11 protein-coding genes and 2 pseudogenes are annotated in these 11,455 nt (G+C 69.2%); 6 read left to right on the top strand and 7 right to left on the bottom strand.

Translation table 11 applies throughout. The features are described 5' to 3' along the window. The 4 genes and pseudogenes from AC2W7C_RS06990 to AC2W7C_RS06975 form a co-directional block, all read right to left on the bottom strand. On the bottom strand, positions 1-728 hold a 728-nt coding region (locus tag AC2W7C_RS06990), incomplete at its 3' end, for a hypothetical protein (RefSeq protein ID WP_486000789.1). Positions 729-990: 262 nt separating this feature from the next. Continuing rightward, a pseudogene (locus AC2W7C_RS06985) lies at positions 991-1,281 on the bottom strand (glycosyl hydrolase family 28-related protein); the annotation flags it as partial. Positions 1,282-1,396: 115 nt separating this feature from the next. Then, positions 1,397-2,335, bottom strand: coding sequence for a DMT family transporter (locus AC2W7C_RS06980; RefSeq protein ID WP_486000788.1), 939 nt, complete (start codon positions 2,333-2,335; stop codon positions 1,397-1,399). 78 nt (positions 2,336-2,413) lie between these two features. Then, positions 2,414-2,941, bottom strand: a complete 528-nt coding sequence (locus AC2W7C_RS06975; protein ID WP_486000790.1) for a Coq4 family protein — start codon at positions 2,939-2,941, stop codon at positions 2,414-2,416. Between the two features lie 357 nt (positions 2,942-3,298). On the opposite strand from AC2W7C_RS06975, the pseudogene AC2W7C_RS06970 reads away from it, so the two are divergent. The 3 genes and pseudogenes from AC2W7C_RS06970 to AC2W7C_RS06960 all read left to right on the top strand — a co-directional run bounded on the left by AC2W7C_RS06970 (position 3,299) and on the right by AC2W7C_RS06960 (position 4,716). Beyond that, positions 3,299-3,711, top strand: a pseudogene (locus AC2W7C_RS06970) (YbaY family lipoprotein). Between the two features lie 3 nt (positions 3,712-3,714). Next, entirely contained in the window at positions 3,715-3,957 is a 243-nt protein-coding gene (locus tag AC2W7C_RS06965) for a ribbon-helix-helix domain-containing protein (protein WP_486000787.1), read from the top strand. 42 nt (positions 3,958-3,999) lie between these two features. After that, positions 4,000-4,716 (top strand): SIMPL domain-containing protein, encoded by a 717-nt coding sequence (locus tag AC2W7C_RS06960; protein WP_486000786.1) that lies wholly within the window; start codon positions 4,000-4,002, stop codon positions 4,714-4,716. A gap of 3 nt (positions 4,717-4,719) precedes the next feature. Here the strand turns inward: AC2W7C_RS06960 and AC2W7C_RS06955 are convergent, their stop codons facing one another. Further along, positions 4,720-5,037 (bottom strand): hypothetical protein, encoded by a 318-nt coding sequence (locus AC2W7C_RS06955; protein ID WP_486000785.1) that lies wholly within the window; start codon positions 5,035-5,037, stop codon positions 4,720-4,722. Between the two features lie 11 nt (positions 5,038-5,048). After that, the gene (locus tag AC2W7C_RS06950) at positions 5,049-5,261 is read right to left on the bottom strand and encodes a hypothetical protein (RefSeq protein WP_486000784.1); all 213 of its coding nucleotides are present in this window, start codon (positions 5,259-5,261) and stop codon (positions 5,049-5,051) included. A gap of 124 nt (positions 5,262-5,385) precedes the next feature. Here AC2W7C_RS06950 and AC2W7C_RS06945 point away from each other — a divergent pair, with 124 nt between their 5' ends. Next, positions 5,386-7,707, top strand: a complete 2,322-nt coding sequence (locus AC2W7C_RS06945; RefSeq protein ID WP_486000783.1) for an ATP-dependent helicase — start codon at positions 5,386-5,388, stop codon at positions 7,705-7,707. Between the two features lie 214 nt (positions 7,708-7,921). After that, a complete protein-coding gene (locus tag AC2W7C_RS06940) occupies positions 7,922-8,251 on the top strand; it encodes a GIY-YIG nuclease family protein (protein ID WP_486000782.1) in 330 nt (109 codons plus the stop codon). A 10-nt stretch (positions 8,252-8,261) separates the two neighbouring features. Here AC2W7C_RS06940 and AC2W7C_RS06935 read toward each other — a convergent pair whose 3' ends face one another. Beyond that, positions 8,262-9,986: a low temperature requirement protein A gene (locus AC2W7C_RS06935; RefSeq protein WP_486000781.1), complete on the bottom strand. Its 1,725-nt coding sequence runs from the start codon at positions 9,984-9,986 to the stop codon at positions 8,262-8,264. Positions 9,987-10,027: 41 nt separating this feature from the next. Here AC2W7C_RS06935 and AC2W7C_RS06930 point away from each other — a divergent pair. Then, positions 10,028-11,455 (top strand): O-antigen ligase family protein (locus AC2W7C_RS06930; protein ID WP_486000780.1); only part of this gene is annotated, 1,428 nt, incomplete at its 3' end.

The following is an 11,455-nucleotide window of genomic DNA, read 5'->3' as shown; positions in this document are numbered from 1 at the left end:
ACCAGGTAGTCGACGGTGAACTGCAGCAGGGCGCCGGCGCCCAGCGGGCCCGGCTGGCCGGCGGCCAGGGCGCCGGAGCCGTCACGCTCCAGATGCACGGTCTGGTCGCCGGAGACCAGGTAGCCCGCGATCCGGTAGAAGGCCCCGTTGCTGTCGAACATCCGGCCCGCGACCAGGGTCTGGACATCGAACGAGACGGATGGGAACGGCGTGCTGAAGGTCAGCGGCTGGCCGAGGGCGATCGACGTCGTGGAGCCCACCAGCAACCGATACTGGACGCGAACCGCCTTGCCGTGCCGGACATAGGAGGCCGACAACTGGCCGTTGCCAACAGTGATCGGAGCCGTCCCCGCCTTCACGACCGGGGTGAACGGAATCACGTCGGGCGCGAAGATCAGGTTGCCGCCCGAGCCGGACTGATCCTCCCAGCCGTTGTTGTACAGATTGGGCCCCAGGTTGAAGGCCGCGCCGGGCTTGACGATCACCGTCGAGCCGAAATCGCAGCCGATGATCGAACCGCTGCCCTTCAGCTCCACATCCTGGGTGGAAGCGATGCGCGAGGTCGCCAGGGTGACGTTGCGGCTGTTGTCCGAGAACTTCAGATCGAACAGGGCGGAGTTGACGACGAAGACGTTGTTGCCGCCGCCGAAGTCGATCGACTGGTTGCCGCCGGTCTGAAGATTGGAGAACGACCGGGGCGTGCCGCCGGACAGGAGGTCCTGGATCACTACGGCGTATTTGCCGGACCCGGAGGTCCCTCCCCTGCGCCAAATCTCGACATTGTCCCAGCGCGAGCGGCTGCCGGCCGTCGCCTCGAAATAGAGCGGCGTGTCCTCGAAATCGACGATGCGGCAGTCCGAGACGTTCTGGTTGCCGTCCGATCCCTCGACGGTCAGGCCCGGCGGTTCGGCTGGCGCCGTTCCCGTCGAACCAGAGCTCCCGCAGGGTCACGCCGTCCGCCAGGGTGGCCAGGACGCCGTTGAAGTCCTTGCGGATGCGGCAGGCCCAGCGGTTCTCGCCGATCAGGCTGGTGTAGTTGGGGATCACCCCGAGCGAACTGGCGCACCGATACGACGCCGCCGTGCCGGGAAAGTAGATCGCCCGGCCGATATTGGCGGCCAGGCAGGCCCGGATAGCGGGGGCGTCGTCGGTGGTCCCGTCGCCGGTGACGCCGAAATCGCGGACGTTCACGACGTCCAGAAGCTTGTCCTGAACCGTGCGGGACACAGCCCCCGATCCGGCGGGGCTGAAGATCACGTCGGAGGCGGGAATGGTAGGCATGGGAAATTCCTTCAAACTGGCCCGAAAAGCGGGACAGCAAGGAATATAATCCCATCCTACGTCAGAATTGGTCGCATCACCGTGGCGGCGCGCCGGCCGAATGCACGGCGAGCCTTCAGCTCTTGGTCTTCGGAGCCCGGATCAGCAGGGCCTGGCCCGACAGCACCAGCAGCAGGCCGGCCAGGGCCGTCCAGCCGAATTTCGCGCCCTCGAACAGGACCGAGACCAGCATGGCGATGGGCGGGGTCAGGGCCGAGATGTAGCTGGCCATCGCATAGCCGATGACGCGGGCGATGGTGAAGTACAGGCCGAAGGCGATCACCGAGCCGAAGACCGACAGGTACAGCAGCGAGCCGACGTACGTCGGCGTCGGGTCGATCTGGAACTCCACGCCCGTGGCCAGGCCGTACAGGGCCAGCAGGCCCGTGCCGTAGGCCATGGCCCAGGCGGTGGACGGGATGGCGGCCGACCCTCGCTGCTGGCCCTTCCAGGCGAAGAAGTTGCCGAAGGCCGAGGCCGTGGTGGCGATCAGGGCCAGGCCGACGCCCAGGGCCGCGCGGCCGTCGAAGCCGGCCTTGAGCACCTCGCCGCCGGATAGGACCGCGACCCCGACCAGGCCCAGCAGGGCGCCGCCCCAGGAGGCCAGCGCGGCCTTCTGGCCGGCGGCCAGGCGGAACAGCACGAGATTGAGGAACGTCAGCGAGGCGAAGGTGACCGCGACGATGGCGGAGGCCACCTGGCCCTCGGCGGCGTAGGTGAAGCTGTAGCTGATCGAGAAGGCGAAGGCTCCCTGGCCCAGGGCCGCCAGGTGCTGGGCGCGGGTCAGGTTCAGCTTCTGGCGTGCGATCAGGCAGCCGAGGAACAGCAGGGCCGAGGCCAGGCCGAAGCGCCAGACGATCGAGGCCAGGGGCGGCACGGTCCCCAGCTGAAGGGTGATGGCGTACCAGGTCGTGCCCCAGATCATGGCGCAGATCACGACCCCGACGACGCCCAGGAGGGTGGTCCGCGACAGGCGCGGGCGTTCGACGGGCCGGGTCTCTGTCGGGGAGGACATGCGTCGGACATGGACCGCGTCGCGACGCCGCACAAGACGAGTTATTCGCGGGACGTCATAAGCCGGATTTGTGACGCCTCAGGCGCGCAGTTTCAGCGCCGCGCGGGTCTGGGGCGAAACGGCATCGTAGACGTCCGCCGGCCGGATGTTCAGGCGGGCGCGCGCAGCCTCCAGCGGCTCGGCGAACAGGGCCTCGTAGTCCAGGGCGGGCAGCCAGGCGGCGGCGCGGCCGTTTCTCCACGCTTGCCAGACAGCGCGGCGGGCGGGGACGGAACGGTCCTCGCGGCGGATCTCGCGGGCGGCGCCCCAGCCGATGAAGGCGAAGCCCAGGTTGCCGGTCTGGCCGTAGGAGAAGGCGACCACGCAGGCCTCGCCGAGCGCATCGGTCTCATAGCCCGTGAGCACGTGCCAGACGTCGTGGACGTCGCGCAGGCGGCGGGAGTACCAGATGACCGGATGCGGCGCGTCGACCAGGGGCGCGACCTTGCGCGCCTCGTCGGCCAGGCCCTCGGCGGTGAAACCGCGGGCGTCGCGGAAGGCGCGGTAGGCGGCGCCGACGGTGCCGGGCTTGAAAACGGGCCAGCCAGGCGGGGTCGTCCAGGCGATGGGCGAGCTCGTCGCGGAGGAACGCCTGACGGCCGCCCTCCAGGCTGCCCAGCAGCCGGTCGTAGCCGCGGCGGTTCGAGCCGCCGGTCAGGGCGCGCATGATTTCGAAGACCTGGGCGGTGTCCTCCTTGTTCCGGACCAGCCGGCGGAAGGCGCGGAGGGCCTTCAGCGGCTCCAGCCGCTGCGGCCTGAAGCGATCGGACGCGTCGAAGTCGGCGGCGGCGGTCATGGGCGGGCCCCGGGGCGGTGACGGCGCAGCATAGCGCAGGGCGGGCCTCAGGTGAACATTGATAAGGCACGCATCCTTCGGCGAGGGGGAGCGTTCTGCTAAGCTTGGATCGCCGAAAGGAAGCCGCCATGCGCCATGCGCTCTTCATCCTGCCCCTCGTCGCCGCCGCCCTGGCCGCCTGCTCCACCGCGCCGGGCGCCGACGGCGGAAGCACCACCGTCGACGTCACCGCTACCTACCGCGAGCGCATCATGCTGCCGCCCGGCCATGTGCTGACGGTCAGCGTGCAGGACGTCAGCCTGATGGACGCCCCCTCGGTGACCCTGGCGGAGACCACCAAGCCGCTGGAGGCCGCGGCCCGCCCTATTCCGCCAGCCTGAGCGTGCCGAACAGCCGGATCGACCCGCGCCACACCTATGCGGTGCGCGCCGAGATCCGCGATCCCGCCGGCGCGCTGCGCTTCACCACCGACACCCGGCACGCGGTGCTGACCAACGGCGCGCCCAACCGGGTCGATATCGTCCTGGTCGGCGTGCGCTAGGCGGTGAGCGGACTGGTCAAGCGATCAGTGTCCCTGTCGGGCCACGCCACCTCGGTGGCGCTGGAGCCCGCCTTCTGGGCGGTGCTGGACCAGGTCGGCGCCGAGTTGGGCCTGTCTCACGCCGGGCTGATGAAACGCATCGACGAGACGCGGGGCCGCACCCCGCTGGCCAGCGCCTGCCGCCTGCTGGCCCTGGCCTGGGCGGGTGGAGACCGATCTTTCGCCAAAGGGAAGTCCGCAGATTGACAGTCCTGGGGAGGAGCGCATCCTCAGCCCCGGGAGGCCCCCATGACTGAGAACCGCCTGATCCCCGCCGCCGTGTTCGGCGGTCTGCTGGCCCTGGGCTTCGTCGGCGCCGGCGCGCTGATCGGCCAAGGCGTGGTCAACGCCCGGGTCGGCGACCGGTCGGTGACGGTGCGCGGCCTGGCCGAACGCAACGTGAAGGCCGACCTGGCGGTGCTGCCGTTGCGCTTCACCGCCTCGGGCGACGTGCTGGCCGACGTGCAGGGCCAGATCGACCGGGACCTGGCCGCCGTGCGCGGCTTCCTGACGGCGCAGGGCTATCCGGCCAACGCCGTATCGCTGGGCCGGCTGGAGGTGGCGGACCGGCGGTCGCGGGAATACGGGACCCAGGACGGCGGGCCGCGCTTCATCCTGGCCCAGACCGTCATCGTGCGGACCAGCGACGTGGACCGGGTGCAGGCCACCACGCGGGCGCTGAACGACCTGGTGCGTCAGGGGGTGGTGTTGCAGGACTTCTCGGGCCCGACCTATGTCTTCACCAAGCTGAATGACGTGCGGCCGGCGATGATCGCCGAGGCCACCGCGGCGGCGCGCACCGGGGCCGAACGGTTCGCCCAGGACTCCGGCGCGCCGCTGGGGCCGATCCGGCAGGCGACGCAGGGTTCGTTCGAGATCCTGGCCCGCGACGAGATCGGCGACGAGAGCCAGTCCCCGGACAAGAAGGTCCGGGTGGTGACGACGATCAGCTACCGGCTGCGCTAGTCCCTACCCCGCCGGCGCGGGAGCGGGCTGCGGGTTCGGCACCGAGGGCGGCTCGACCGGCGGGGGCGTCGGCAGGTCCGGCACGCGCGGCGCGTCGGGCAGTTCGGGCCGAGGCAGATCGACGTCGATATCCACGTCCGTGCCCCGGGGCGGGCTCATCCCGCCGCCGTTGGTGAAGACGACCACGGCGATGACGGCCGCCAGCACCACCACCACGCCGACCAGCAGGGCCAGCCAACCGCTTCCGCCCCTCCGAGGCGGATTGTTGATGGTGGTGTGATGGACGACCTCGGGCCGGTCGGGGCGTTGGGGATCGGTCATGGCGCCCGCCGTCAGTTCGCGGGCGCCGGAGCCGCATCGGGCACGGCCGGGGCGGAGACCTCAGGCAGATCGACGTCGACGTTGACCTCCTTCGTTTCGGGCGCGCCGCCCCGCATGAAGACGAAGTAGGCGATCACGGCGAGCACCACGACCAGGCCGCCGACGATGAAGGCGATGCCGGCGCCGCCGCCTCCGCCCGTGGTGTTGTTGATGTTGTCAGCCATTAGAAGATCCTCCTGGAGCCCCCGTCGGCCCACTGAACGGCGGCGCGGCGGTCGAGGTTCCGAGGCGGAAGCCGCCGCGCGGGCTGACAAGGGCGCGCGGTCTCCTTATGTTCTCGCCGTTCCCATGACCGATTCCGCCCTTCCCCGCATCTCCGATCTCGCGCGCGCCGGCGGCCCGCCGGCGGCCGTTCCCGACTATCTGTCGGGCCTCAATCCCGAACAGCGCGAGGCGGTGGAGACCACCGAGGGACCCGTGCTGGTGCTGGCCGGCGCGGGCACGGGCAAGACGCGGGTCCTGACCACCCGGCTGGCCCACATTCTGGCGACCGGCAAGGCGCGGCCGTGGGAGCTGCTGGCCGTCACCTTCACCAACAAGGCCGCGCGCGAGATGCGCGAGCGGATCACCCAGCTGATCGGACCGTCCGCCGAGGGGCTGCGTTGGCTGGGCACCTTCCACTCGGTAGCCGCCCAGATCCTGCGGCGACACGCGGAACTGGTCGGGCTGAAGTCGACCTTCACGATCCTGGACACGGACGACCAGGAGCGGGTGTGCAAACAGCTGCTCGAGGCCGCCAACCTGGACACCAAACGGTGGACGCCGCGGTCGCTGTCGGGGCTGATCGACCACTGGAAGAACCGCGGCTGGACGCCGGACACGCTTCCCCCGTCAGAGGATTTCGCCAATGGCAAGGGGCACGGGCTGTACGCCGCCTACCAGGCGCGGCTGGTCGGGCTAAACGCCTGCGACTTCGGCGACCTGTTGCTGCACAACCTGACGATCCTGTCGAAACACCCGGATATCGCTGAGGAATACAAGCGCAGGTTCCGCTACATCCTGGTCGACGAATACCAGGACACCAATGTGGCCCAGTACCTGTGGCTGCGGCTGCTGACGTCCTCGACCGGCAATGTCTGCTGCGTGGGCGACGACGACCAGTCGATCTACGGCTGGCGCGGGGCCGAGGTGGACAACATCCTGCGCTTCGAGCGCGACTTCCCGGGCGCCAAGGTGATCCGGCTGGAGCGGAATTACCGCTCCACCAAGCACATCCTGGGGGCGGCCTCGGGGCTGATCGCCGCCAACCGCGGGCGGCTGGGCAAGACGCTGTGGACCGAGGATTCCTCGGGCGACAAGGTCCGGGTGCGCGGGGTCTGGGACGGCGAGGCCGAGGCCCGGCTGATCGCCGACGAGATCGAGACCGCCCGGCGCGAGGGCGTGGCCTACAAGGACATGGCCGTGCTGGTGCGGGCCTCGTTCCAGATGCGGGCGTTCGAAGAGCGGTTCGTGATGCTGGCCATCCCCTACACCGTGATCGGCGGGCCGCGCTTCTTCGAACGGGCCGAAATCCGCGACGCCCACGCCTATCTGCGGCTGATCCTCAGCGAGGACGACGACCTGGCCTTCGAACGGATCGTCAACGTGCCCAAGCGGGGCGTGGGCGACACCAGCGTGCAGAAGGTGCTGCAGATCGCCCGGCTGAACGGCGTGTCGGCGATGGCGGCGGTGCGCGACCTGATCACCTCGGACGAACTGCAGGCGCGGACCCGCACGGCGCTCTCCAACTTCGTGCGCGACATCGACCGCTGGCGGGCGCTGGCCCAGACCACGACGCACTGGGAGCTGACCGAGACCGTTCTGGAGGAGAGCGGCTACACCGACATGCAGAAGGCCGACCGGGCGACCGGCCAGACCCGGCTGGACAACCTGAAGGAACTGACCCAGTCGATGCAGGCCTTCGACAGCCTGACCGCCTACCTGGAGCACGTCTCGCTGGTCATGGACCTGGACCGCGGCGAAAGCGCGGATTCGGTGCAGGTGATGACCCTGCACGGGGCCAAGGGGCTGGAGTTCCCGCTGGTCTTCCTTCCCGGCTGGGAGGAAGGCGTCTTCCCCTCCCAGCGGTCGATCGACGAGAAGGGCGAAAAAGGTCTGGAGGAGGAGCGCCGACTGGCCTACGTCGGCGTGACCCGGGCCAAGTCGGACGCGCGGATCTCGTTCGCGGCCAACCGGCTGGTCTACGGCCGATGGACCTCGCAGCTGCCCAGCCGGTTCGTCGACGAGCTGCCCATCGACCACGTCGATCCCCAGTCGGACACCGGCTATTACGGCGCCTCGGGGGCGATGAAGGAGGCCAAGAGCCGCTGGGACGAAATGCCCACCTTCGGCAGCGGCTATTCCTCGCCAGGCTGGAAACGGGCGCAGTCGTTCACCGCCGCGCGGGCCCCAGCGTCCAAACCCGCACGGCACACGCTGATCGAGGGCGATGGACGGCTGGTGGCCACCGCCGATCCGAAGGCGGGATCGGGCTGGTCCCGGGGCGACCGGGTCTTCCACCAAAAGTTCGGCTACGGCGCGATCCGGGCGATCGAGGGCAACAAGCTGGTGGTCGCCTTCGACAAGGCGGGCGAGAAGAAGGTGATCGACACGTTCGTGGAGAAGGCGTGATCGGATTTCACCCTATCCGTCATCCTCGGGCTTGTCCCGAGGACCCATTTCAGAGGGGTGTCACCGACGGGTCATGTCGCCCGGCGCTAGTGAGCCCAAGCCCGCTTGATCGCGCGATCGGACCAATGGGTCCTCGGGACAAGCCCGAGGATGACGGTGTTGTAGGGAGCAGAAATTCTCTCTAAGGTTGTAGATCGCAGCTTCAGGATCGATCATGGCCCGGGACCGTCCGTTCATCGCGGCCTACATCATGACCAACGCGCCGTACGGCACGCTGTATACGGGCGCGACGAGCAACCTCTACCAGCGCGTCCAACAGCACAGGAGCGGGACGTTCGACGGGTTCACAGCGCAGTACGGCCTCAAGCGGCTGGTGTGGTTCCAGGCGTTCGAGTTCGTCACGAGCGCGATCCGTCGGGAGAAGCAGATCAAACGTTATCTGCGCGACTGGAAGATCAACCTCATCGAGCGGGACAATCCGCATTGGGACGATCTATCGCTCGCGTGGACCGCCGAACCGATATGGCGCCACGATCCCGATTGACGCCCCGAGGCTACTTGTTCGCCGCCCCCGTGGCGGTCGCGTCGCAGTCGATGCGGGCGCACAGACGGGTCATCAGCTCACGCTCCATGACGGGCTGGAAGCGCTGGATCAGCGGGCCGGCCTGCTGGCTCATGACGACGGACTTGGTCATCACCGATCGTCCGACCGGGCTTTCGTAGAAGGTCACGAGCTGTTGCAACTCGTCGACCGTGAAGGTCTCGACGAACAGGTCGATGTAGGCCTCGACCATCTGAGGCAGGACGACGCCATAGGTTTCCATAAGCGCGTCGCGGAGGACATCTCGCTTGTCCTCGGGGAGCGTGGAACTCTCCATCATCGATGTCATCATCGACTCGAGCATGACGTTCATCAGCTTGTCGAACTGCATGGCGACAAAGTAGCGCCGGGCCAGCGCCTCCTTGGTCGCCGCTTCCGAGGCCGCGGCTTCCTGAGCGAAGGCCGGCGCCGCGAACGACGGAGCCGCCAGACCGATCGCGACGGCCAGAATGCAAGCGCGAAGACGTTTCATACGCATTCCCCAGATGAAGCTTGAGCGTTGTGCCCTCAGTCGGCCGCCGCCACAACCGCCCCGGGCCGCGCGAACGTCTCCCACGCCCCCACCGCCAGCAGGACCGCGGTCGAGGCCGCCGTCAGCATCAATGGCGTCAGCATCGGGACGGCGAAGGCCAGCGCGCCCAGGGCCAGCAAGCCCGCCAGACGGGGACCGGACCAGCGCTTCCACACCGCGAAGATGGCGATCGCCGTGCCCGCCAGGAACAGCGCCGGGCCGCCCAGCAGGACCCAGGCGGCGGCGGGCGCGACATGCCCCTCGGGGATGGGCGAGCACAAGTTCGTCGCCGACAGCGGTGACGACGATGCCGGCCACGATCGGCAGGGGGGCGTAGGTGTAGGCGCGCCGCGCGATGGCGCCGGGGTCGTCGGAGCCGGCGATGACCTCGGACGCGCGATCGTGCTTGTCGCTGAAATACAGCCACCACATGGCGATCGTGCCCAGGAAGGCGCTGACGAAGGCCAGGATCGCGGGCGGGGTCCAGGGCAGGTCGGCGAAGGTGGCGCCGGTGATGATGATCGACTCGCCCAGGCAGATGATGGCGAAAAGGCCGACCCGCTCGGCCAGGTGGGCGCCCTCGACGTTCCAGTCGCTGGTGCTGGCGCGGCCCAGGCCGGGCGTCCAGAAGGCGGACATCGGGCCGGCGAACTCCAGGGCCAGGGCCACCAGCCAGATCAGCAGCCGGGTCTGGCCGTCCATCAGGCCGCCGGCGATCCAGACGGCGCCGCCCACGGCGGCCCAGACGCAGATCCGCTGGAAATTCGTCTTCAGGACCGCATCGCCGCGCACCGCCCAGAGAGTGAACAGGCCGCGTCCCAGCTGGATCGCGACGAAGGCGACGGCGAAGACCAGGCCCTTATCGCCGAAGGCTTCCGGCAAGGAGGTGGACAGAACCAGCCCCGCGGCCATCAGGCCGAACAGCATGACCCGCACCAGGGGTCGCTCGGGATCCAGCCAGTTGGTGATCCAGCTGGTGTCGATCCAGGCCCACCACAGGGCGCCCAGCATGATCGCCGCCTGAAGCGCGCCCATCCAGGTCAGATGGGCCAGCAGGGTGTGGCTGACCTGGGTGATGGCGAAGACGAAGACCAGGTCGAAGAACAGTTCGACGAAGCCGACGCGGGCGTGGTGGCCGTCCCGGTTCCTGAGCAGCGAGCCTGGCATTCCCCAACCCTTCGTTAACGCTGACGGCCGACCCTGCAACGGTGCGTGAGTCCCGTCCAGCACCGGCCCCGAGCGAACCCGCTCCCACCTGGTGGGAGGGGGCGATCTGCATCGGCATGATCGCCATGCTGACCGGCGCCCTGATCGGCCCGGTGTTCGCCCCGACGCAGGAGGAGACGCCGATCCTGCGGCTGGTGTGGCTGCCGGCCTATGCGGCCGTGATCGGCCTGGTCGCGTTCCGGCTGGACCGGATGTGGCGAGCCTGGCCTGCGGCGATCGGCCTAGCGCTGCTGGTCGGCCTGACGTTCGCGTCGAAATACTGGTCGATCGACTACGAGACGACCAGCCGGCGCGTGATCTCGGTGGCGATCACCGGCGTGTTCGCCCTGTACCTGGGCGCGGTGTTCCGTGGGCCGCACCTGCCGCGGATGCTGATGCAGGCGACGCTGATCATGGCGCTGGGCAGCCTGGTGATGGTCTTCGCCTTCCCCTCGATCGGGGTGCACCAGTTGGACAACGCCGGCCTGTGGAGAGGCCTCTGGTACGAGAAGAACCAGATGGGGGCGGTGATGGTGATCGGGGCGACGGCCTCGGCCGCCTGCCTGGCCTCGCCCGATCCGCGGCGGCGGCTGCCCGCGATCGCGCTGGCCCTGTCCAGCGGGCTGGTCCTGGCGACCCAGTCGAAGACATCGCTGCTGTGCCTGGGGCTGGGGCTGGCGATGGTGGGCGGGTTCTGGACGCTGCGCCGGGGCGGGGCCGCGTTCGCGGTCGTGGCGATCTGGGCGGCGGTGGTCGTGGCGGGGCTGGGGATCTGGATATGGGACACCCATTCGGTCGCCGTGCTGGAGGCCCTGGGCAAGGACCCGTCGCTGACCGGGCGGACCGACATCTGGGCGAGCCTGATGCGCAAGGTCGCCGACCGGCCGTGGACCGGCTACGGCTACGGCGCCTTCTGGGGCAAGGATTCCGCGCCGGCGGACTGGGTGCGAAAAGAGACCCAGTGGCCCGTGCCCAGCGCGCACAACGGCTGGATCGACCTGCTGGTGCAGCTGGGCTGGCCCGGCGCGATTCTGGTGGGTGCGCTGATGGCGATCACGACGGTGATCACCTTGCTGCGCTCGGCGGGCGCTGGCGTGCGCGAGGGTTGGTGGGCCCTGGGCTTCCTGGCCGCCTTCATCGCCCTGAGCCTGTCGGAATCGATCCTGCTGACCCACCAGAGCCTGCCGTGGGTGCTGTTCCTGGCGGTGATGACGCGCGCGATCCTGCCGTCGTCCACAGCCGAGGCGCGCCGCTTGCGGGAAGCCGCCGCCGGGCCTACCAGACCGGTCCCCGAATCGCCGCACAGTATCCGAATGGGCCAGTCCGCCGACCTTCTTTCGCTGTTCGATGACGAGCCGACGCAACCGCGTCCGGCCGACCCCTCAGCCGCGCCCGTCGCCGATCCCGCGCTGACGCCGCAGGCCGCCGCG

The sequence above is a fragment of the Brevundimonas sp. CURTG3B2_SDJG genome (genome assembly GCF_057364705.1).
The sequence above is the reverse complement of the archived record's forward strand: the minus strand, read 5'-3'. Positions and strand labels throughout refer to the sequence as shown.